General features: G+C 29.9%; 21 protein-coding genes. 2 read left to right on the top strand and 19 right to left on the bottom strand.

What is annotated here, in order from left to right; translation table 11 throughout:
* The first annotated feature begins 126 nt into the window (after positions 1-126).
* Positions 127-2382 carry an inorganic phosphate transporter gene (locus SJY27_RS11200; RefSeq protein ID WP_397444928.1) on the top strand — a complete coding sequence of 752 codons (2256 nt, stop codon included), beginning with the start codon at positions 127-129 and terminating at the stop codon, positions 2380-2382.
* 19 nt (positions 2383-2401) lie between these two features.
* On the opposite strand, the gene SJY27_RS11195 is transcribed toward SJY27_RS11200, so the two are convergent.
* The 19 genes from SJY27_RS11195 to SJY27_RS11105 form a co-directional block, all read right to left on the bottom strand.
* A complete protein-coding gene (locus tag SJY27_RS11195; protein WP_397444927.1) occupies positions 2402-4600 on the bottom strand; it encodes a patatin-like phospholipase family protein in 2199 nt (732 codons plus the stop codon).
* Positions 4590-6395 (bottom strand): excinuclease ABC subunit UvrC, encoded by a 1806-nt coding sequence (uvrC, locus tag SJY27_RS11190; protein ID WP_397444926.1) that lies wholly within the window; start codon positions 6393-6395, stop codon positions 4590-4592. The genes SJY27_RS11195 and uvrC overlap by 11 nt, the downstream gene beginning before the upstream one ends.
* 30 nt (positions 6396-6425) lie before the next feature.
* Complete coding sequence (locus SJY27_RS11185) at positions 6426-7031, bottom strand: DUF4230 domain-containing protein (protein WP_397444925.1); 606 nt, start codon at positions 7029-7031, stop codon at positions 6426-6428.
* A gap of 85 nt (positions 7032-7116) precedes the next feature.
* A complete protein-coding gene (locus SJY27_RS11180) occupies positions 7117-7743 on the bottom strand; it encodes a lipoprotein signal peptidase (protein WP_397444924.1) in 627 nt (208 codons plus the stop codon).
* A 90-nt stretch (positions 7744-7833) separates the two neighbouring features.
* Complete coding sequence (locus SJY27_RS11175; RefSeq protein ID WP_397444923.1) at positions 7834-8472, bottom strand: hypothetical protein; 639 nt, start codon at positions 8470-8472, stop codon at positions 7834-7836.
* A gap of 5 nt (positions 8473-8477) precedes the next feature.
* Positions 8478-9233: an SDR family NAD(P)-dependent oxidoreductase gene (locus SJY27_RS11170; protein ID WP_397444922.1), complete on the bottom strand. Its 756-nt coding sequence runs from the start codon at positions 9231-9233 to the stop codon at positions 8478-8480.
* Between the two features lie 235 nt (positions 9234-9468).
* The gene (locus SJY27_RS11165; RefSeq protein ID WP_397444921.1) at positions 9469-10401 is read right to left on the bottom strand and encodes a hypothetical protein; all 933 of its coding nucleotides are present in this window, start codon (positions 10399-10401) and stop codon (positions 9469-9471) included.
* Between the two features lie 122 nt (positions 10402-10523).
* Positions 10524-10970 (bottom strand): hypothetical protein, encoded by a 447-nt coding sequence (locus tag SJY27_RS11160; protein WP_397444920.1) that lies wholly within the window; start codon positions 10968-10970, stop codon positions 10524-10526.
* A 153-nt stretch (positions 10971-11123) separates the two neighbouring features.
* The gene (locus tag SJY27_RS11155; RefSeq protein WP_397444919.1) at positions 11124-13850 is read right to left on the bottom strand and encodes a TonB-dependent receptor; all 2727 of its coding nucleotides are present in this window, start codon (positions 13848-13850) and stop codon (positions 11124-11126) included.
* Positions 13851-14066: 216 nt separating this feature from the next.
* Positions 14067-15635, bottom strand: coding sequence for a glucose-6-phosphate isomerase (pgi, locus tag SJY27_RS11150; RefSeq protein ID WP_397444918.1), 1569 nt, complete (start codon positions 15633-15635; stop codon positions 14067-14069).
* 3 nt (positions 15636-15638) lie between these two features.
* Positions 15639-16907, bottom strand: coding sequence for a peptidoglycan DD-metalloendopeptidase family protein (locus SJY27_RS11145; RefSeq protein WP_397444917.1), 1269 nt, complete (start codon positions 16905-16907; stop codon positions 15639-15641).
* Between the two features lie 153 nt (positions 16908-17060).
* Entirely contained in the window at positions 17061-17834 is a 774-nt protein-coding gene (locus SJY27_RS11140; RefSeq protein ID WP_397444916.1) for a DUF3108 domain-containing protein, read from the bottom strand.
* Positions 17835-17942: 108 nt separating this feature from the next.
* Positions 17943-18860, bottom strand: coding sequence for a tryptophan 2,3-dioxygenase family protein (locus tag SJY27_RS11135; protein WP_397444915.1), 918 nt, complete (start codon positions 18858-18860; stop codon positions 17943-17945).
* 3 nt (positions 18861-18863) lie between these two features.
* A complete protein-coding gene (locus SJY27_RS11130) occupies positions 18864-19127 on the bottom strand; it encodes a hypothetical protein (protein ID WP_397444914.1) in 264 nt (87 codons plus the stop codon).
* A 90-nt stretch (positions 19128-19217) separates the two neighbouring features.
* Positions 19218-20378 carry a 4-hydroxyphenylpyruvate dioxygenase gene (hppD, locus tag SJY27_RS11125; protein WP_397444913.1) on the bottom strand — a complete coding sequence of 387 codons (1161 nt, stop codon included), beginning with the start codon at positions 20376-20378 and terminating at the stop codon, positions 19218-19220.
* A 246-nt stretch (positions 20379-20624) separates the two neighbouring features.
* Complete coding sequence (locus SJY27_RS11120) at positions 20625-21818, bottom strand: homogentisate 1,2-dioxygenase (protein ID WP_397444912.1); 1194 nt, start codon at positions 21816-21818, stop codon at positions 20625-20627.
* Positions 21819-22192: 374 nt separating this feature from the next.
* Complete coding sequence (locus SJY27_RS11115) at positions 22193-22699, bottom strand: ferritin (RefSeq protein WP_397444911.1); 507 nt, start codon at positions 22697-22699, stop codon at positions 22193-22195.
* 109 nt (positions 22700-22808) lie between these two features.
* Positions 22809-23096, bottom strand: a complete 288-nt coding sequence (locus SJY27_RS11110) for a hypothetical protein (protein ID WP_397444910.1) — start codon at positions 23094-23096, stop codon at positions 22809-22811.
* An 89-nt stretch (positions 23097-23185) separates the two neighbouring features.
* Entirely contained in the window at positions 23186-23467 is a 282-nt protein-coding gene (locus SJY27_RS11105; RefSeq protein WP_397444909.1) for a twin-arginine translocase TatA/TatE family subunit, read from the bottom strand.
* A gap of 261 nt (positions 23468-23728) precedes the next feature.
* Here SJY27_RS11105 and SJY27_RS11100 point away from each other — a divergent pair, with 261 nt between their 5' ends.
* Positions 23729-24235 carry a hypothetical protein gene (locus tag SJY27_RS11100; protein WP_397444908.1) on the top strand — a complete coding sequence of 169 codons (507 nt, stop codon included), beginning with the start codon at positions 23729-23731 and terminating at the stop codon, positions 24233-24235.
* Positions 24236-24321: the final 86 nt, after the last annotated feature.

Raw genomic sequence — 24321 nt, 5'->3', positions numbered from 1 at the left:
GGTGGTGAATACAAAATAAAAATGATACTTTTACTTGCGAATTGTTGGGCAAATTTCATAACATTAAGATAACATTATCAATATGCTGTGTATTTAACTTTGCTTTTTTAAATTGATGACCAAAAAATGGAAGATCCATATATTTTAATGCTAATTGCATTAGCTGTTTTAGCTATTGTAGATTTGGTAGTAGGCGTAAGTAATGATGCTGTAAACTTTTTAAATTCAGCAATTGGCTCTAAAGCTATTTCTGTTAGAAACATCATGATTATTGCTAGTGTTGGTGTATTCTTTGGTGCAGTTTCTTCTAGTGGAATGATGGAGGTTGCAAGAAAAGGTATTTTTAACCCAAGTATGTTTGTATTTCAAGATGTAATGTACATTTTTATGGCAGTTATGATTACCGATATTTTGCTGTTAGATGTGTTTAATTCTCTTGGAATGCCCACCTCAACTACGGTTTCTATTGTTTTTGAATTATTAGGTTCTGCTGTGGTGATTGCGTTGATAAAAATTACACAAAATGATGCCCAAAGTCTATCTGCAATTTGGGAATATATTAATTACAGTACTGCATCAAACATTATTTTAGGAATTTTATTATCAGTGGTTGTTGCTTTTACTGTTGGTGCCATAGTACAATATTTTTCTCGTGTAATTTATTCTTTTAATTTTGAAAGTAGGCCTGCTTATATTAATTCTTTATTTGGTGGTTTTGCGATTACAGCTATTACTTATTTTATTATCATTAAAGGGTTAAAAGGAACGCAATTTTATGGAAGTTTAAAAGGATATTTAGAAGGTAATACTTTAGAGATTATAGGAGCTAGTTTTATAATTTGGTCAATTTTATCTCATTTAATTACCAAAGTTTTTAAATTGAATATATTAGTACTAATTATTGGTATTGGTACCTTTTCTTTAGCTATGGCTTTTGCAGGTAATGATTTGGTAAACTTTATTGGAGTGCCTATTGCTGCTTTAAATTCTTACGAAGCTTGGAGCGAAGCTTTTAGTATTGCTGGAACTTCTCCAGATACTTTTTCTATGGGCAGCTTGGCTAAAAAAGTACCTTCTAATATATGGTTATTACTGTTGGCTGGTGCAATTATGGTGATTACACTTTGGACTTCTAGCAAGGCACAGAATGTAATTAAAACAGGAATAGATTTATCTAGACAAGGAGAAGGACATGAAAAATTTCAGCCCAACAATTTATCTAGAGTCGTGGTTCGTTTTGCGATGTTTTTAAATACTGGTATCAATTATGTAATACCTAATAAAACACAAAATTTTATTAATGAAAAATTTGAAAAACCTGTAGTTAGATTACCAAAAGATAAAACTTTTGAAATGCCAGCCTTTGATTTGGTAAGAGCCTCTGTAAACCTAATTATGGCCAGTGTTTTAATATCTATTGCTACTTCTATGAAATTGCCTTTATCTACAACTTATGTTACTTTTATGGTAGCCATGGGTACTTCTTTAGCAGATAGAGCTTGGGGACGCGAAAGCGCTGTATATAGAGTTGCTGGTGTGTTAAATGTAATTGGTGGTTGGTTTTTAACGGCAATTATTGCTTTTATAGCTGCTGGTATTGTTGCTTATTTAATAAATTTAAGCATTGCATTTATACCTATTCTTTTGCTATTGGTTGCTTTTTTAATTACAAGAAATTCTATTGCACACCGAAAAAAAACAAAAGAAATAAAAAGAAAAACACATATAGAACGATCTGAGTTAATTACCATTAATGGTGTAATTGAAGAAAGTTCAGATCATATATCTGGTGTTGCTAGTAGAATTAGTAAACTTTACACCAATGTTGTGAATGATTTGGCAAATCATGATTTAAACAAACTACGAAAAACAGACAAACACGTAGAAAAATTAAATAACGAAATTGATGAATTAAAAGACAATGTATTCTATTTTATCAAATCTTTAGACGAAACCTCTGTACAAGCTAGCCGATTTTATATTATGGTTTTAGGGTATTTGCAAGATTCAGCACAATCTATTAGCTATATTTCTAGAGCCAGTTTTAAACACGTAAACAACAATCATAAAAATTTAAAAAAGGGACAATTAAAAGATTTAAAAGCTATAAATAACGAGCTTTCTCAAATTCTTGATAATGTTAGTGATGTTTTTAAATCTCGTGGTTTTGAAGACTTAAATTCTATTTTAATTGAAAAAAGAGTTTTACTAGAAAACGTTTCAAAGTCGGTAGAAAAACAAGTAGCAAGAATTAGAACAGATGAAACAAGCCCGAAAAATTCTACATTATACTTTAGTATTTTATTAGAAACAAAAGATTTAATGAAGGCTTTAATGAATTTACTAGAAACCTATCAAGAGTTTTACCTTACCACTAAGTAAACCTTTGTTTTAGTATTGATTAAAACCAAAACCCTAAATTAAATACCCAAAAGTTTTGTTTTGTTCCTGGAGACCAAGTATACTTTAGTTCTATTGGGCCAATTAAACTGTTGTAACTATACCCAAAAGCATAACCAGATTTAATGTCTTTAAATATTTCGATATCTTTAAACACATTACTGTCTAACCTTGCGTAATTGGCAATAAATGTAGCGTAATGATTTTCTGCAACTGCATATCTTAATAAAAACTCTGATTTTACAAAAGAATCTTCAGACAATTCTGCAAAATCATATCCATATAAAGGCACAAAAGTATTTACATAATTTTGATTATATCCTCCTAAATAAAAGTCGAATATATTAGATGCAGAACTGTTTAAGGTAAAACCTGCCTGGTTCGTGTTTTGAAACGTTAGTTTATTAAAAAAAGTAGTGGCAAAACCTAAAGTACCTTGGGTTTGTGCAAAACTATTAAATGTTTTGTTATAACCAATTGCATTTAAATACCATTTAAAATTTAAATCAGCAAAATATCCTTTAGTCACAAAATACTTTTTGTCATAAGTATCTAGTTTTAAGTAGCCAAATACATTGTAATAGTTACTATTGTCTATAATTGTTTTCTCGCCATTAACTAAAATTGTTTCTGTACTTGCTTTTAAAAATTTGTGTTCTACACCTAAACCTAAGGCAAATTTTCTATCGAAAGTAGTTTGTATAAAAAACTGGTTGGTAATGTCTGTATAACTTACATTAATGCTATTAATGTCTGGAAATTGAGAGGTTATTGGACTAAATTTAGAATTGGTTCTAAAATGATTGTATCTAGACCTAAAACCGTAACTGATGTAAAAACCATTATCTACAAAATAATTTAAATTATAGCGTAAATTGTCTCCTAAAATTACATCTAATGAAAACAAATCGTTATTTGTTAACAAATGTTTTTGGCTATAATTAACCAAAACTCCAGATTTATAAAGTAAATCATAATGCGCTCCTAAACTTAGTGATGCATTATCTTTACCTTCTTTTAAATTAAAGCTTAATTGATAAGAACTATCTTTTTGAGATTGTAATTGATAAGCTATTCTATCGTAGTTTTTTGTTGCTGATAATAGATTGATTCTTTTTGATATTTCTTGCCTTGCAATACTGTCTCCTTCTCTAATTTTTAGCTTTCCTAACACAAAAGCCCTGGTATAATCTTTAGAGCCTTGTAAGTTTATTGCTGTAATATATCGCTTATTAGTGTTGGTAACAAGTGGCTTTTTCTCTTTTTTTATTACCTGCTTATCAGCCAATTCTTTAAAAATTTCAGTGAATTTTTTGGCTGCTATTTCACCTTTTTCTAAAATCTCATCCTTTTTATCAAAATCTACAACACTGTACTTAAAAATATCTGGATGAATATATACATCAAGTTTTTCTTTTTCTTCTTTACTTTTGTGATACATCTGATAACTCACAATTTGATTTAAAATTTCAATAGCAGAGGTTAATTTTTCTTTTTCAACCAATCTGCCTTCTACATCTACACCAATTATAATATCCATTCCTTTAGCTTTCATAATAGAAACCGGAAAATTATTGGCAACACCACCATCTATAAGTAATTTATTATCAATAGCTACCGGATTTAATAAGGTTGGAAAAGAACCACTAGCTCTTAAAGCAATAGGTAATGCACCTTTTTCTAGCAAAACTTCGTTACCTGTTTCTACATCTGTTGCTACACAAAAAAAAGGAATGGGTAGTTTAGAAAAATCGTTTATATTTTCGGTAGTATCTAATAACTCAAATAACAAGTTTAAAATGTTTTGACCTTTAGATACCCCTTTTGGTAACCCAACTTTTCCTTTAGTTACAGGTAAGGTAATTTTGGTTTTTTCTAAATACTCTTTTTCAAAAAAAGTTGCAGAACTTCTGGGTAATTTATCTCTTAAAAGATTTACAAAATCGGTGTTTTTTACAATTTCTTCAATTTCAACAGCAGAATAACCAACAGCATACAAACCACCAACAATGGCCCCCATACTTGTGCCCCCTATATAATCTAATTGAATTCCGGCTTTGTCAATTTCTTTTAAAATACCTACGTGTGCAAACCCTTTTGCACCACCACCACTTAACACCAAACCAATTTTTGGTTGTTTTTGTTGTGCTATAACCAATACTGGAAAAGCTATTGCTAAAAGAAAGAGTTTAACTTTCATTTTCTTTTTTTGGATGATAAAATTGATGCACTTTTACAGCTCTTGCATTACCAATAACTTCTTTTAAATCTGTAAAAGAAGCTTCTTTAACACGTTTTGCCGATTTAAATTTACGCAATAAAGTGGTAATGGTTTGTTTGCCAATAGCTGGTATTTGTTCTAATTCTGATTGTATGGCACTTTTACTGCGTTTATTTCTATGAAAGGTAATACCAAACCTGTGTGCTTCGTTTCTTAAAAACTGTGTTATTTTTAAAGTTTCCGATTTTTTATCTAAATATAAAGGTATTGGATCATCTGGATAATAAATTTCTTCTAAACGTTTTGCTATACCTATAATGGCAATTTTGCCTCGCAAACCTAAATCATCTAAAGCTTTTAAACCAGAAGATAATTGGCCTTTACCACCATCAACAATAATTAATTGAGGTAAAGATTGGCCTTCTGATAATAAACGTTTGTACCTTCTAAAAACAACTTCTTCCATAGATGCAAAATCATCTGGGCCAACAACTGTTTTTATATTAAAATGTCTGTATTCTTTTTTGCTTGGTTTACCATCTCTAAACACCACACAAGCTGCAACAGGATTGGTTCCTTGTATGTTAGAATTGTCAAAACACTCTATATGCCTTGGTTCTTCTTTTAAACGCAAATCTTTTTTCATTTGCGCCATAACTCGTTTTACATGCCTATCTGGATCTACAATTTTTATTTGTTTAAACTGCTCTTGCCTGTAATATTTTGCATTGCGTTCAGAGAGTTCTACAATTCGTTTTTTATCGCCTAATTTTGGAATAGTTACTTTAATATCTTCCCCAATATCTACTTTAAAAGGCACATAAATTTCTGGTGATTGCGAATGGAAACGTTGCCTAATTTCTACTATAAAAAGCTCTAATAATTCTTTATCAGTCTCATCTAATTTCTTCTTAATTTCTGTGGTATGAGATTGAATTATTGATCCATTAGAAATCTTTAAAAAATTAGCATAACCATGGGTTTCATCAGATATAATACTAAAAACATCTACATTATTTATAGACGGATTTACAATGGTACTTTTGGCTTGGTAACCACTTAATCGATCTAACTTTTCTTTAATTTTTTGCGCTTTTTCAAACTCCATTTGCGCTGCAAAAGAATGCATTACATTGGTTAAACGTGCTACACTTTCTTTAAAATTACCTTTAATAATGTTTCTAATTTCTTTAATAGATTGGTTATAATGCGCTTCTGTTTCTAAGGCTTCACAAGCACCTTTACAATTTTTTAAATGATATTCTAAACAAACTTTATATTTGCCTTCGTTAATTTTTTGCCTACTTAAATCGTAATTACACGTGCGCAAAGCATACACATCTTTAATTACTTCTAACAATACTTTTACGGTTCTAATAGAGGTGTAAGGCCCATAATATTCAGAGCCGTCTTTTATTACTCTTCGTGTTAAAAAAATTCTTGGAAAACGTTCTTTTTTAATGCATAACCAAGGGTAAGTTTTATCATCTTTTAATAAAACATTGTAGCGTGGTTTGTACTTTTTTATTAAATTATTTTCTAATAAAAGCGCATCTGTTTCTGTATTTACAACAATGTGTTTTATGCTGTTAATGTTTTTAACCAGTACTCGGGTTTTACCATTATCGTGTGTTTTGGTAAAATAAGAACTAACTCGTTTCTTTAAATTTTTGGCTTTACCAACATAAATAATTTTGTCTTCCTTATCAAAATATTGATATACACCAGGAGCATTTGGTAAGGTTTGTATTTGAAGTTCTAAAGATGCAGACATACTCAAAAGTACTTAATTTTGAGTGATAATTTAATTGATTTGTGTTTCAAATTCTGTTAAAAAAATAGAGTTCGTATTATCTACAACTTGCCATCCGTAAATAGCTGATAGTTGGTAAATTTTAGAAATTTCTTCAAAAAAACGTGTTTTTGCTTCTTTTTTTAAGTGAGTTAACGCTGCTGTCTGTTTTATTTTTTCGATGCTTTTTTGGTTGATTTTATTTAAATCTTCTTTAGAAAAAGTATTAAACTGACTTTCTTGTAAATCAAAATATTTAATATCTGGGGCAATAGTAACCTCTTCTTTAGGTATTTTGTTGATGTAAATTTTTTTACCTAAAGAATCAATCTGTATTTCTAATTTCGATAAATCATAACCCACCTCTACTTTAGCATTTACAGTAACAATGGCTTGTTTATCAAAAGATAAATAATCGTAAAAATATTTTTTAGAATCTTTAAAATTGTACACTTCAGAAAAAGTAGTGCCAGAAACTACTAACTTACTTAAGTTTTTAATGGAATGTACCACTACATTTATTTCTTCTTGTGTTTGATGTTTATCTTCTTTTTGATACCAAAATTTGGCAATTAAAAAGCCGATTAAAAAAACGAGGAGATATCTTGAAATCTTCATAGATATAATGTGTTAGTAATTCAAAAAAAAAATCAAGATACAAGGTACTAAAAAACAAAATGTAAATTAAAAAAAGATTAAGCCTCTATATTTTTGTTTCTATTTCTTTTTCATCTTCTTTTGGAAAAGCTTGTTTGCTAAAAATAAAAAGTAAGGCTACACCAATAGAAATATAGGAATCTGCTGGATTAAAAATATATTGAAAAAAAGTAAACGGATCTCCGCCAACAAACGGAATCCATTCTGGTAAATCTCCACTCCAAATAGGAAAATAAAACATGTCTACCACTTTACCAAAAAACAATTTACCATCTGTAGTTTCTGGAAAAAGAGTAGCTACCTCATGTTTTGGGTGATTAAAAATAACTCCATAAAAAATAGAATCGATAATATTGCCAACAGCACCAGAAAAGATTAGTGAAATACCAATAATTACGGCATTATGTACTTTGCGTTTTATAGTGCCCCTTAACCAATAAATAATAGCACCAACAGCTACAATTCTAAATATTGTTAAAAAAAGCTTACCAGCATTACCCCCAAATTCAATACCCATTGCCATTCCGTTATTTTCTACAAAATGGATTCTAAACCAGTCAAAAACTTTAACCTCTTCACCTAAAACAAAGTTAGTTTTTATATAGATTTTTATAATTTGATCTAAAATAATGGTGATTAAAATAGTAAGAATTGCAATATTCTTTTTTGACATTTCGCTGTTTTTGAGGCCACAAAAATAAGAATATTATTCAGAATAGATAAGTCATTATATAATCTATACAAAAGTTGGTTTTTATGAGCTTTATTTTAAATACTTTTGAATTTCTTTCTTGATATTTTTTCTTGCCCGCTCTTCATATAATTGTTGATATGTATCTGTGAAGTATAATTTTTCTCTATCTAAAAAATGCAACAACACTTTTTTTCTAGCAGGTTTGTATATTAAATCTGGGTAAATTTTGTATTCTCTTCTAATATTTTGAATATAAGTTTCATAAACTTTCCAATCAGCGCCTAAAATAGCCAAATCAAAATCTAATAAAAACGCATTATCTGTATTCTCTTTTAAAATAATTTGGTGCTTTTTTGTAGAAATAATCAATTTGTGAATGCTATTAATATCAAGCCTATCTCTAGAAATAGTTTTTAAAGCAGATTTTGCAAAATCGGCACTTTTAGCTTCATTCTTTTTAGAAGTTGCTTTGTATACAATGTCGTGAAACCAAATCGCAAATAATAGTTCATCATAATTTGTAATTCGATTTTTATTTTCTGATGCTTTTTTTAACATCGATTGTATATGAATCAAATTATGATAATATCTACTTTTTGAAGAATAGTTTTTTTGGATTTTTTGCCAACAAAAGGATGATTCTGAAGTAGTTTTAAAATATGCTTCTGCTAATTGTAACCAACTTTTATGTAAACTATCTACAATCAAAAAAATTAAAATTCTTTATGAACCATTGTTGCACTTGCTTGTGCTGTTGGATATACCACTAAATCTTCGATATTTACATGATAAGGTCTTGTAACTACAAAGTTGATAATGTCTGCAATATCTTCTGCCTGTAAGGCTTTAAAACCTTTGTAAACGGTTTTGGCTCTTTCTGTATCGCCTTTAAAACGTACATCAGAAAATTCGGTTTCAACCAAACCTGGATGAATCCCTGCAACTCTAATATTGTACTCATTTAAATCTAATCGCATGGATTTATTTAAAGCGTTTACAGCAAATTTTGAGGCACAATATACATTACCATTCTTATAGACTTCTTTACCTGCTGTAGAGCCAATATTTACAATAAAACCTGAGTTGTTTTCAATCATTTTTGGAATAATTGCTTTTGATACATACAATAAGCCTTTTACATTAATATCTAACATGGCATCCCAATCATCAATACTACCTTCTTGTATAGTTGCCAAACCATGTGCATTGCCTGCATTGTTGATTAAAATATCGATATTTTGAAAATTTTTAGGCAACGATTGTATTGCTTTTTCTACCTCTTGTCTTTTAGAAACATCAAAATTTAGTGTAGTTACTTCTGTTTGATCGTTTAGAATTTCTTGTAATTTATCTAATCGTTCTTGTCTTCTACCACAAAGAATTAATCTAATATTATTTTGAGCAAATAATTCTGCTGTAGCTTTACCAATACCAGAGGTTGCGCCTGTTATAAATGCTGTTTTTTTCATTTTTTAAATTGTATTTTACTACAGTTTTATTGATGTAGGTTTTACGTAAACATCTTTTTACTGCGCTTAAGTTGACAAATAGTGTATAAAAATAGTGAAAGAAATTCACTTTATTTTTATTTTAAAAAACTACTTTTTATCAATTATAAACAAAGAAAAAGCCACCCTCCTCAGGGTGGCTTCTCTTTCAATTGGTTATTAAGAAATAACCAACCAAAAATCAACTAACCAAACTTTATTTTAAATTTCTTCTATCTTTTGTTTTTCTTATTACTTTAGTACGTTTTCTGTTGTTATTCCTTACAACCTCTTTAGCACTTTTAACATTCTTTTCACCTTTTAAATACTGTATAAATCCTCTGCCTAAAAAATCATAAGTAGTGTCTGAATTTATATGATATAAGCTAACTCGTCCATCATTAATAACGCTTAATTCAAACTCTTCAATATCTCCACCATCATAATTCAATGTTAAAATTTTTAGATCTTCAAAACCATTTACATCAAATATTTCATATCCTCCTACATAATCCCAATTTATATTTGCAATTTGTGTGCCAAAATCGTTTTGAGAGCTATAAAATGTTGTTATATTTTCTGGTGTAAAGGCTAGGTAATTTTCAGTATCAAAAGGATTTTCTGTCCCTCCTACTGCATTTATTTTCTCCCAAGCCTCATATTCTTGTAAAAAATATTCTATGTTTTCATAAAACAATCTGTCGTAATCGAAATTGTTAATGCTGTACCCTACTAAATAGTATGTTACATTTTGTATGTAATTGTACAATCTTATTTCGTTATTAGATATTATATCGACTTCAAAATCGTTAAAACCATCAATATCGTGATTGGTTTCTAAAAGGCCATTGAAAGCGTTGTAGGTGCCCACATCAATTCCAAAACCATTTCCTGTTCTTCCAATATCCACAATATTATTGTTTGCGTATAAAACCCCATTGATAAATGATAAGGTAAATGCTCTAGATACATAAGGTACATCTCCAGTACCTGTTGTTCTATGATAATCTACATACCATAAATCATAATCACTAACAACATCTTCTAAAGTTAATGGATATTCTTCTACAAAACCATCATTATAAATGGTACAAGAAGTTAATAATGACCCTGTAATAATAATCGTAAAAAGTAGTTTTAGCGTCTTCATAAGCTTTCTGTTTTATGGTTATGCTTATGAATATTCAAATTGCGTGCCAAAAAAAAATCATTCTTATATAAATGGATTAAACTATTGATTTTAAGTTTCTTAAAAACAAAAATAAAAAGAATTTATTTTACTTTTTGAAGTAATTTTATACTGTAATATGCTAAATTTCCATTGATTCTATAACTAATTACGGCTTGATTTTCTTTTAACTTAAAGGGAAATTTTTTTATTTGTGGTATTGGATTATTCAATTCTTTAGTTGGGTTTTTATCTAAAACAAGCTCGTTTTGTTTGCTTACTGTGTTAAAATAACCAATGATAAATTTACCAGATGTTGCATTTTTAGTTTGAAGTTTTGTTGTATTATTTCTAAAATATATGTTCTCAAACTTAACATCTTTGTTTGTTGTATAGTTGATTTTTACACTAGTTCCTTTAACGCCTGGCTGATCTCCTTCCCAATTTTCATATACTGCAGTTGATATTTTAAATGGTGCATTTTTATCGAATTGTAAACTGCTACATTGAGAAAAACTGATAATAAAAATAAATATTAATAAATGTTTCATTGTTGATTTTTATTGCATTCCATCCAAATTATATGCCAAGATAAAAACAAATTTAAATTTAATGTTACAATAGCCTACAAAATAAAAAGAGGTAGCAATTGAATTGCTACCTCTTTTTTTATATTATTCCTTAATGATATAAGGCTATTTAATTTAGAAATTGAATCTAAGTGCTGCGTTCCAAGTAGTACCGAAACCAAACCAAACTGAATTTCTTACATCAATACCTTCCCAAGTATCAAAGGTTCCATCAGCAGCAATATTTGTATTAGATTCTGCTATGTATACTGTATCAAAAACATTGTTAACGTTTACTCTAAAAGAAGAGTCCATACCTAAGAATGTGAATTTTGCAGTTGCTCCTAAATCTACTAAACCATAAGAAGGTAATTTTAAAGCACCATCATTATCTGCTGTATCAAAGTCTTCGATTGAATAATCTGCATATAAACCATCTACAAAACGATAGTTAGCATCAAAGCTAATTTTATCGTTTAAGTCATAATCTAAACCTAAGCTTGCAGTTGTTTGAGCAGCATCACCTACTTTAACATCTTTTAAATATAAAGTACCTGTACCAACCAAAGTTTGGTTGTCATCAAATAAAGATGATTCAAAATCTTTAGTATATCTCCAGTCTCCTAAAGAAAACATACCTCTAATTTTTAATTTATCGGTTGCAAAATAAGTAGCTTCACCCTCAATACCATTATGTTGTACATCTATATCTGTAAATTGAGCTGTTCCAAAATTTGCAGAGTTTGGAATAGGAAAACTTCTTGATAAGAATCTATTACCCCAAGTAGTTGCGTATGCATTAATTTTTACATCTAACTTGCTAGTTTTATAACCATACCCTAACTCGAAAGATACAATTTGTTCATTTTGTAAATCATCAGAAACAGCATTTCCAAAGTTTGGAAAAACAGCGTCGAATAATGGTTGTCTAGAGATAAAACCTGCATTAAAAAATACGTTTGATTTTTCGTTAAAGTTATAGTTAGCACCACCTTTTACATAACCTCCAGTCATGTTTTTCTTGTCTGAAACAGGATTGTTTCCTGGTTGATTGAAGTAGTCTTCTCTTTGAAAAGATTGATTAGAAACCCCAAACTGTAAAACTGCAGTTATTTTTTCTTCATCATTATATTCAACTAAACCGTTAACACCTTGCCAACCTACAACACCTACGTTGTAGTAATCCATTTTTACAGTTTTTAAACCTGTATCGTTAAATGGAGAAGCTTTTACAACGTGATTTATAATTTGTCCAGCTGAATTTTCATTTCCTGTAGAAAAGTATCCATCTAAACCTAATAAATCATTTAATACTCTGTAGTGGTATCCTCTATAAGATCTTAAATCTACACCAATAGAAGCATTGAATTTACCAAATGTTGCATCTAAACTAGAGATACCTCCATACCAATCGTGAGAGTTCATAGAAGCTCTTCTTACCAAAACAGCTCTATTTACATTATCATCTCTAAAACCATTAGAACCAATTAATTGACCAGCGTAATCACCAACTGCCCCAGTGTATGCAGCAGTAGATGCTCTATTTTCAGCAACTAAAGCATCAAAATTAATAGTACCATCTGCATTTCTTGCTCCTCTACCATTTTCGTTATAATGCTCTGTTAAATCTTTTCTAAAAGGTAAAATGTCTAAGGTTGCATTTCTAAAGTTATTTCCTCTAGGACCTGTTCCACCTCCACGACCCCAAGAGCCATAAAGAGAAGTGTTTAATTCTAAGTTTTCAGAAATTTCCCAATCCCAGTTAAAGGTAGCTAAAGGTTTGTTGTAAAAGTTTCTTCTTAAGTTGTATTCTTCTCCGTTTAAAGTACCTCCATTAGAGTTCCATCTTCTATCAATACCACTATCCCCAAAGTTTTGGTAATCTCTAATAGAAACCCAAACGTCTCTTTGGTGGTGCCATTGACCTGCTCCTAAGAAAGATAAATTAAATTTTGATTTTGAGCCTTCTGGTTCATAACCAACAGCTGCAAAATAGGTATATCCTTCACCTGAAGTATTGTTTACATAACCATCACCTTCCCATCTAGATAATAATACTGAGAACGCCCATCCTTTATCGTTTGTACCTGAGTTGTATGAAGCTCCTGTTTTTAAGTAACCATCGTTACCAACCATTTGAAAGAAAGAACCTCCTTGAGTTTTTTGAGCTGCTTTTGTAAAAATAGAAACAGTACCACCTACAGATGGAACAGCTAATCTAGAAGCCCCTAAACCTCTTTGAATTTGGATTCCAGAAGCAACATCTGTTAAACCTTGCCAGTTAGACCAGTATACCCAACCGTTTTCCATATCGTTAACAGGTTGACCATTGATTAAGAAAGAGGTATTACTTTGATCGAAACCTCTTAAAGAAATTCTAGAATCTCCATAACCACCACTAGTTTTAGTAGCATACACACCTGGTGTGTTGTTCATAATTTCTGGAAATTCTTGGTTACCCACTTTTAAAGAAATTTCTTGTGGAGTAATTGTAGATACCGCAATTGGAGTTTCTCTTTCTTTTGCAATGTCTATTACACCAGAAGTAATTACAATTTCATCTAAAGTATTGCCTAACTCTAATTTAATAGTTCCAACACTTGAAGAAGAAAAAGCAACTTCTTTTGTTTTGTACCCAATGTAAGAAATTACAAGTGTACCAGAATTTTTTGAGGCTTTTAACGTAAACTTACCGTTAAAATCGGTATCAGTTCCGTTTTTAGTTCCTTTTTGTAGAACACTTGCCCCAGGCATTGGTTGATTTGTTTCGTCAACAACAGTACCAGTAATTTTAGTTTGTCCTAAAACTGTGGCTGACACAAAAAGTAAAGCAACAAGTAATAAGTTTTTAAAATTTTTCATCGTTTAATTTGTTTATTGAATGATGTCGCTAAATTCTTGCTTTTACAGCACTGGTGTGTTAACTTAATGTTAAGTTTTAACGTAAAATTAAGATATTTTAAAGCACAAAAAAAGTGTTTGATTTTTGAAAATCAAACACTTATATAGAAATAGCTTTATTACTAAAAACTTAATTTCGAGTTAAGTTTTTAGTAAGTTAAAGATGTTTAAAGAAACCTATTGTTTGTTCAGTAGTTTTTTAGCCAATTCTTTACCTAATTCAACACCAAATTGATCATAACTATAGATATTCCATAAAATACCTTGTGTGTATATTTTATGCTCGTATAAAGCCACTAATTTACCCAAAGATTTAGGTGTAAGTTTATCGAAAAGTATTGCATTACTTGGTCTGTTCCCTTCAAAAACCTTAAAAGGAAGTAATTTATTGATTTTATCTTCATCACCAGAAAATTGCAATTCTAAATGTACCTCTTCTTTAGTTTTACCAAAAGCTAGCGCTTCCATCTGGCCATAATAATTTGCCATTAATTTTTTATGATGATCTTCTAAACCATATAAAGATTCCTTATAACCAATAAAATCTGCAGGAATTAACTTGGTACCTTGGTGTACCAATTGCATAAAAGCGTGTTGCATATTGGTTCCTGTACTTCCCCAAACAATAGTACCTGTTTGGTAGTCAATTTTATCGCCATTTCTATCTACCCCTTTTCCATTACTTTCCATAATGGCTTGTTGTAAATAATCTGGCAATTTCTTTAAATATTGCGAATAAGGCAGCACAGCTTCAGTTTCAGCCAAATAAAAGTTATTGTACCAAATGCTAATTAATGCTAAAATTACAGGAATATTATTCTCAAATTCCTCATTTCTAAAATGGATATCCATTTCTTCTGCGCCACCTAATAAAGCTCTGTAATTGTCAAAACCAACAGATAAACTGATAGATAAACCAACAGCAGACCATAAAGAAAAACGCCCTCCAACCCAGTTCCACATTGGGAAAACATTCTTTTTATCGATACCAAAACTATCTACAGCTTCTAAATTTGTAGAAACGGCTACAAAATGTTTAGGAATATCAAAAATAGTAGCCGATTTTAAAAACCAGTTTTTAATAGTTTCTGCATTAGAAATGGTTTCTTGCGTTGTAAATGTTTTTGACACAATTACAAAAAGTGTAGTTTCTGGATTTAATGTTTTTATAATTTCTGAAACATGATCGCCATCTACATTAGATACAAAGTGTGTGTTTAATTGATTTTTATAAAATTTAAGTGATTCTACAATCATATCTGGTCCTAAATCAGAACCACCAATACCAATATTTACAACATCTGTAATTGATTTACCTGTATATCCTTTCCATTTACCAGAAATTACTTTGTTAGAAAAACTTTTAATTTTTCTTAAAGCTGTTTGTATTTGAGGTTTAATATTTTTACCATCAACCAAAACTGGCTCTTCTGAAGTGCTTCTTAAGGCTGTGTGTAGTACAGCTCTGCCTTCTGTAACATTAATTTCTTCACCATTAAATTGACACTCAATTGCTTCTTTTAAACCAACTTCTTTTGCCAATTCTATTAATAAATCTATAGTTTGTTTAGTGATTCTGTTTTTAGAAAAATCTACCAATAAATCATCAAACTGTAAAGAAAAGTCTGATACTCTATTTTCATCTTTATACAAATCTTTAATAGTGATATTTTGAATATCGTTAAAGTGATTTGTAAGTTTTTGCCAAGATTGTGTTTTGGTTGGGTTGTGATTTGGTAAAGCCATTTTTTAGTTTTTTGCTATGATTTCATTTACTTCTGTAGGCTCCTCTACAGGAACTCTATCGTAATCTAATTGATATTTTAGTGGTTGTATAAACTCGAAAAAGACGGGTTTTACTTCTTTTTTCATAGGTTTTGCTGCTGGTAATTTTTCTTTGAGCGGATCTACTTGTCTGCCATATTTCCAGAAACGATAGCAAACATGTGGGCCTCCAGTGTTTCCTGTCATCCCTACATAACCAATAACATCACCTTGTTTTACATATTGCCCTTTTTTTACGGCTTGTCTACTCATATGTAAATACTGAGTAGAATAGGTGTTGTTGTGCTTTATTTTTACAAATTTTCCATTACCTCCTCTTCTGGTAGATTCTACTACAGTACCATTGGCTGTTGCTATGATTGGCGTACCAATTCTTGCAGCAAAATCTGTTCCTCTGTGCGGTTTTACTCTATTACCATAATAGGCAATTTTTCTACGTAAATTATATCTTGATGAAATTCGGTATTGGAATTTTATAGGTGATTTTAAAAACTGACTTCTCAACATTTTGGCATTTTCATCATAATATTCGTGAATATTTAAAATGGAATCTGCTAAGAATCGAAATGCATAAAAATCTTTACCTCTGTGTTTAAATACTGCCGATTTTACTTTACCATAACCTGCAAAAGTACTGTCATCAATAAATTTTTCTTCGTAAACAAATTTAAACGTGTCTCCTTTTTGAAGTTTATAAAAATCTAAAGTCCACGCATAAATATCTGCAATTCGCCAAGTTAAATTTGTATTTAATCCTAAGCTATCCATAGTTGCAGAAAGGCTTGAGGTAATTGTTCCTTGTATTTCTTTTTCTAAAATTTTAATAGGTTTTTTATAACGCATTGCAGTTATTGTAGAATCTTTAAAATCTAAGATTGTAGCATTAATTTTATCGTGTTTATAAATAAAAACCTGAGCTTTTTCTGTAGAATCTTTACTTGCTAAAATAGTATATGGCTTACCTGCTCTAACTCTTCTTACATCAAAAGTATCTTTAACAACAGCTGCAATTTGGTTTATTTTAGGATACATTACGTGATGCCTGTCTAAAATTATTCCAAAACTTTCGCCACTTTCTATGGTATCTTGAATTACTTTATAATCATCAATTTTATAACCAAATCTAATCTCTGGTTTAGGCACCTCTTTTTTAACAATTACAGGTTTAGGCACTTCTTTTTTACAAGATGAAAAAGAAAGAATAAAAGCTAAAAAAATAAGTGTTTTTTTCAATGAAAATGGGCTGTTTTAGATCGATATCAAAAGTACAAATAAAATTGATTTCTTTTGAATCTAAAACAAGAAGTTGCTAAATCGTTTTTTATTATTTCTTCTGATAAAACTGAATGGCAAGTTTTACGTTAAAAGGTAAGTAACAATGCTAAACTATTTTATTTTTTTGAAATTATTTGCCAAACCTTTGTAAGCCTCTAACTCTGCTCTTAAAGAACCTACAGCCAAAGAAGCCTCCATTTTTATGGGTATTTTGTTGGCATCATCAGTAATCCAAATGGTAACACTTTCTTGTTCTTTAAATATTCTGCCAGATTCTACTAAAGGTCTAAATATCATTGAACTTACCTTACCGAATTTTGTTCTTAATACTTGCCTACCTAAAAATCTTAATTTAAAAGGATACACTTTACTGTCTAAAAACATATCTAAAGCTATTTCATCACCTTTTTCAAGATGTTTAGTATCTGTATTTCTTAAATAATAAAATGAAGATAACATATCTTGCACATTTGTAAATGCTACAGAAGTGTCTTTTTGATTTGTAAAATCTTGTACATATGCTTTATTTGAATTGTAGTTAAAAGAGGTAATTCTGTGTTTCTTGTAACCTCCCTCATTTATTTTTCTTTTAAATAAATAAGGTTTTATGGAATCCTTATCAAAATAAGATTCGTATAAATCATCAACTTCAAAAAACCACTTAATCATACCAGAAGTCCAACCAGTACCTTTTGTATAAAAAACTTTTTTACCATTAAGGTACTTTTCTTCTACTTCTAAAACAGCAGTACCAGCACGTAAAAAACCACTATAACTCATTTTATAACGCAATGATTCTCCGCTTTTAAACGCAATTTTTTTTTCTTGAGCTTGACTAAGTAAAAAATAAAACAATGTGAAAAATAAACAGATACACTTTTTCATATAAACCAAACATATAAAAAAGGAATGACAAAACCTGTACCAAAATTAAAAAAGAAATTTGTTTAAAGTAAATAAAAGAAGTTTTAACGTTTCTTTAAAAATATTTTCTTAAAAAGTACCCCAATTTTCTAACTCTTCTTTGGTCCATAAGTAAGGATAAAAAATTCTTTTTTGATACTTTGGATGCATATATTTACGCCAATTACTACCACCTGTAGCTTCAATATCTGAGGCATCACCACCAATATATTTACTTGCAGCATTGTAGTGTGCCATAACCCATTTTACGTTTACAGTATAATCGTAATGACGCATGGCTTTGATTAAATCTTTATTTTTTTGAACCTCTTTTGGCAATTGTTTAAATTTTAAAGACAGATTAATATCATTATAATCTTCCATAAAATCTATAAAATCTCCCATATATTTTTTTTCAAACAAATTTAATAAGGTAGATTTTTGACCAGTGGTATAATTTTTACCAGCAGCTTGCCAATACAAATGATTGTACGCATTTCTAAAAGATGAATTTCTATTAATAGTATCTCTAAACCTGATATCTATAAGATTAATTAATTCTGTAGATGCAAATTCAATTTTTCGATATTGTGCTGACTGAAAACCACTTGCTGGTGTTAAAGTGTTTCTAAATTTTAAATATTGATCTCTTTCCATACCATCTGTCATCACATTAAAAGAGCTACATAGCATATCGAAATAACGACTAACTCTACCCAAATGCATCGAAAATTTATCTGCTGTTAATACAACCGCTTTTGCTATTTGTTCAATTTCCCACAAAACCATTTTAAAGAGCAATTCATTTACCTGATGGTACATGATAAACACCATTTCATCTGGTTGATTGGTTCTTGGAGTTTGTAAGCCTAAAAGTGCATCTGTTTGAATATAATCCCAATAAGTAATTGGTGAACTCCACAACAAGCCTTCTAACATAGCATCTACAGGAACGCCTAATTTGTCGTACTTTTCTTCTATAGCCTTTAAAATTTGGTCTCTTTCCATCTTTTAGCTAGACTTTGGGTATTTTCTGTCAGACTCAATATTGTTATCCTTTAGGATTTGATAAAAAGTTTTTGATGAAATTCCGTACTTTTTACAAACATCCAAAACAGAAATTTTCTTTTTTTTGGTGTATAATTTAACAATATCTTTTTTCTTTTTTTCTTCTAAAAAAGCAATTAACTCTAGAGTAAGTTCTACCTCATCTAACTCATTCACTTTTGCAATATCTTTAATATCTCTGGCTATTTTTCTTACAATTCTTTTCATGTAAATAATTTTTCTAGGCTATTTTAAATACTCAAAGATAAAAAACAAAGGTTTAATAGTCTTCATAGCTATTAAACCTTTATTATAACCTTATAAAGTTCCTCTTTTGGCTTGTTCTCTTTCTATAGATTCAAACAAGGCTTTAAAATTTCCTGCTCCAAAACCTTTGGCGCCCATTCTCTGGATAATTTCGAAAAACAAAGTGGGTCTGTCTTCTACTGGTTTTGTAAAAATTTGCAATAAATACCCTTCTTCATCTGCATCAATCATAATACCTAACGCTTTTAAACTTTCTATATCTTCTCTTAACTCGTGGCTAAATTCTTCTAATCTACCAGGAACTGCTCTGTAATATTCTTCTGGTGGTGTAGATAAAAATTCTACTCCATTTAAGCGTAATTGTGTTACTGTTGCAACAATATCATCTGTGGCAACTGCAATATGTTGTACACCTGCACCTTCGTAAAAATCTAAATATTCTTCTATTTGCGATCTTTTTTTACCTTCTGCTGGTTCGTTTATGGGGAATTTGATTCGTCCATTTCCATTAGACATTACTTTACTCATTAATGCTGAGTATTCTGTATGGATTTGCTTATCATCAAAAGACAAAAAGTTTTCGAAACCCATAACATCTTCGTACCATTTTACCCAAATATCCATTTGATTCCAACCCACATTACCAACCATATGATCTATGTATTTTAAGCCTGCAATTGGTGGATTGTAATCTGATTCCCATTTTTGAAAACCTGGTAAAAATGCACCTTTATAGTTTTTACGTTCTACAAACATATGCACAGTTTCTCCATAGGTATAGATTCCTGCTCTTACAACTTCGCCAAATTCATCTGTTTCTATAGTTGGTTCCATATAAGATTTTGCACCTCTAGATGTTGTTTCTTTATAAGCTTGCCTTGCATCTTCTACCCAAAGCGCAACGATTTTAACTCCATCACCATGTTTTACAATATGATCGTTTATTGGTGATTTGCTATTTAATGGGGTTGTTAGCATCAACTTTATTTTGTCTTGAGTTAACACATAACTCACAGAATCTGTTGATCCTGTTTCTAATCCACGATAAGCATACGATTGAAAACCAAATGCTGTTTTGTAAAAATGTGCTGCTTGTTTTGCATTACCAACGTAAAATTCTACATAATCTGTACCTAGCAATGGAAGGAAATCTTGTGCTCCAGAAAATATTTTTTCTAAACCGTAGTTTACTGATTCTATTTTTTTTGACATTTTTTATGATTTAGCTGATCTTTCAGGTTTTAATACTGAAATAAATTCAGCACAAAAAACCTGAAAGGTCTTTTGTTTTTGCAAAAGCTATATGTTTACTTAATCTCTTTGTTTGCAAACAAGTTTAGCCGTGATTGAACGGTTTGTTTGAAATCTTTTTTGTCCTGAAAGGCAAAAAAATTGAGTAGTGAAAGCGCGAAATAGCTTCTAATAATTATTATTTTAAAGAACTTTTTACTGCAAATTTTAAGATTGAGTGTTCCCCTCTTTTGGAGGGTTTATGGGAGGAAGCCAAGATTTGTAATACTCTTCATCAGCAATTTTCATAGCTTCTTCTGTAACCATTAAAGGTTTAAAAGTGTCTATCATAACTGCTAATTCTTCTGTTTTTGTTTTGCCAATACTTTTTTCTGTGGTTCCTGGATGTGGACCATGAGGAATACCTGCTGGATGCAAGGAAATATGACCTTGATCAATATCATTTCTGCTCATAAAATCGCCATCTACATAATATAAAACCTCATCTGAATCTATATTGCTGTGATTGTAAGGTGCAGGAATTGAGTTTGGATGATAATCGTACAAACGTGGCACAAAACTGCAAATTACAAAGGCATTGGTTTCGAAAGTTTGATGCACAGGTGGTGGTTGATGAATACGACCTGTAATTGGCTCGAAATCGTGAATGGAAAATGCATACGGAAAATTATAACCATCGTAACCAACTACATCAAAAGGATGAGATGCATAGACCATTTCTATAATTTCGCCTTGTTTTTTTACTTTGATTAAAAAATCGCCTAACTCATTATAGGTTTCTAATTCGTAAGGTCTTCTTAAATCTCGCTCGCAAAATGGCGAATGTTCTAACAACTGACCAAACCAATTTCTATAACGTTTTGGTGTGTAAACAGGACTGTAAGATTCTACTATAAAAAGTCGATTGTTTTCATCATCGAAATCTAGTTTATAAATAATTCCTCGTGGAATTACTAGGTAATCTCCGTATTTAAAATCGAGATTTCCCAAATGCGTTCTTAGTTTTCCTGATCCTTTATGGATAAAAATAACCTCATCTGCATCTGTATTTTTATAAAAATATTCTGTTGTTGATTTTTTTGGTGCAGACAAAATAATATTACAATCTGAGTTGGTTAATACCACTTTTCTGCTTTGTAAATAATCGTTTTCTGGCGGAACTTGAAATCCACGAAAGCGATACGATTGAATATTATTGGCTTTTGCAATTTTTGGTTTTATAGAATATTGCTTTCTGATTTCTTTGACCATTGTTGGCCTGTGTTCGTGGTAACTGTTGGTAGACATACCATCGAAACCAATGGTACCAAAGAGTTGTTCGTAATACAAACTACCGTCTTTTTTACGGAATTGGGTGTGTCTTTTGGGTGGAATTTCTCCTAATTTATGATAAAAAGGCATACTGTTCTATTTTGTCATTCCTGTAAAAACAGGAATCTTGTTCATCAATTTTTATTAGATTTTATTATAAGAGATTTCGCATCAAGTGCGAAATGACAGTTAAAAGAACATTATTCTGGATTGCGCTTGATTAAGAATTTTAAATAAGAAAGTAGTTCTAAAAACATCTCAATCGATTTCGTGATTGTAACAAAGATACAAAAAGTAGTTAAGAATTTTTTGTTAAGAAACTCTTATAAGATTTGTTTCTTTGTTTCTATTAACATCTATCCATTTCTTATCTCAATTTGTTGCAATAGAAATAGAAGTAATTTTTTAAATAAAAAAAGCCGAAACAAATTTGTTTCGGCTAACGGTTTTATTTCAGAGGTGTTTTATTCTGTTGGTAATCTTTCATCAATCATTTTTAAAGGCATATCTCCCATTAACTCAAATACATCTAAAATACTTCTTACAGTATCTTCTTCTTCTACTTGCTCGTTTACAAACCACTGTAAAAATACTTCAGAGGCAAAATCATCTACATTTCTAGCTTTTTTAAAACATTTATATATAGATTGTGTTACGTGTATCTCTTGGTCTAATGAAGTTTCATAAATTGTTTTTAAACTTTCAAAATCGTTATTTACTTCTGGAATTGCAGGAGAAATTGCAGCACCACCAGCATCATTTATAAAGTTAAAAATTTTCATTCCATGTTCTCTTTCTTCCTCAGCTTGCTTGTAAAAAAAGGCTTTACTATTAAGTAACTCTCTCTGATCACACCAAGAAGCCATTGCTAAATAAGAGGCAGATGCGTGCATTTCTAATGCTATTTGACCGTTTAAAGCATCCATTACTTCTGGATGAATTGTCATTTGTCTTCTTATTGCTGTTTTCATAATTATCAATATTTGTTATACAAAAATACAAATAAAACAGATTATATCTATGGATAAAAACAAATTTAAACGGAATCTAAATAAAGGAATATAGTCTATCTAACTATCACTAATAACTATAAAAGCAGCATTCTATTTCTTCTTTTAAATCTAACAATTTTGGCACCTCTAAAAATTCTAAATGTTTTTTATCTGCAATAAATAATAACACATAGTTGTCATTTTGAATGATATGTTCTAGATTTTCTGGTGTAGTGTGCTGTTTAATTTTATTACGGAGCTGTAATAGTTGAGGAAAAGTAAGTTTTATTTTTTTGTCATCTATATTTAACTGATAGTGACAAAACGTATATTGTTCTAACCTAATGTTGAATTGTATGTCTGTAAAAATACTCACGCTACAAAAATAAGTATTTATTTAGAATAAATAAAAATAAATTTAACTAAAGTAGGCTAAAAATTTTTGAAGAATATAAAACAGAATGGTTACCTATTTCTTTTAATAGGTCCTGTAAAATCATCAATATTGTCTTTTACACTTCTAATTTCCTTATTAATGTCTTTTGCAATATTGGTATCTAAATTGTGTTCTTTAGAAGTATCGTTAATTTCTCTTTTAATATCATTTGTTGCGTCTTTTACTTGACGCATTCCTTTTCCTAAGCCTCTGGCAATATCAGGAATTTTATCAGCACCAAATACCATAACTACAATTAACATAATTACAAATATTTCTGGTGCTCCAATAAATAAAAAAATTGTACTCATAAGTATAACAAAGATACTAGTTATTCTGTAACTATTTTAAATAAATAATGGTAAAAATTGGCTCTATGAACTTTTATTAATGATTTTTTAGCTTTTCTTTTTTTTAATGGATTACAACCAAACTAAAATAAAAAAAAAACATATACTACTAATTATCAACTGTATAAGTTAAAATGTAAGCTCATATTTATTTTAAAAATAAACATTTTGTACATTATATAAAAAAGTAATATATTTGTAACAACCCTTAAATCCCTAAGTATGAAACCCCTACTTAAAATTACAGCGATAGCTGTAGTTGTAATTATTGTATTTGCTTTTAATACAAAAAAGAACGAATCGTTCGAAACTAACTCTAATTTAAATCGTATAGACCTTGAAAACGTGCTTGCTAAGCAAAAGTTTGAATGCAGACCTTCTGCAGACTTTGTTTTTAATGTAGAAACTATTATCCTTAAAAAAATTCGTGGTGCAAACAATATCCATGCAAAAATATTTATAGTTGATAAAACTACTGGTAGAAAAAGTTTATTAGCACAAGAAAACATTCTAGTTAAAAATTTTAGAGATGCTATAGGCATTAAAGATCATAGTAGCAATAATTATAAACTGAATTTAAAGGTTACTGAATTGGCCAATGGTGATAAATTACTTGGTAAGCCTAATGAAGCACCATACACTTTTGAAAAATTAATTCAGTATGATTTAATTTACAACAAGTACATACACTCAACAAATAAGCTTTTACAATTAAAAAGAGCTATTTAATAAAACCACCCTTTATTTTATTACCCCTAAAACCTAAAAGCTCTTGAGTTTTTAGGTTTTTTTGCGATCTCGAAAATTTAAATATC

Source organism: Polaribacter sp. R77954 (assembly GCF_044595335.1).
GTDB lineage: Bacteria > Bacteroidota > Bacteroidia > Flavobacteriales > Flavobacteriaceae > Polaribacter.
The sequence above is the reverse complement of the archived record's forward strand: the minus strand, read 5'-3'. Positions and strand labels throughout refer to the sequence as shown.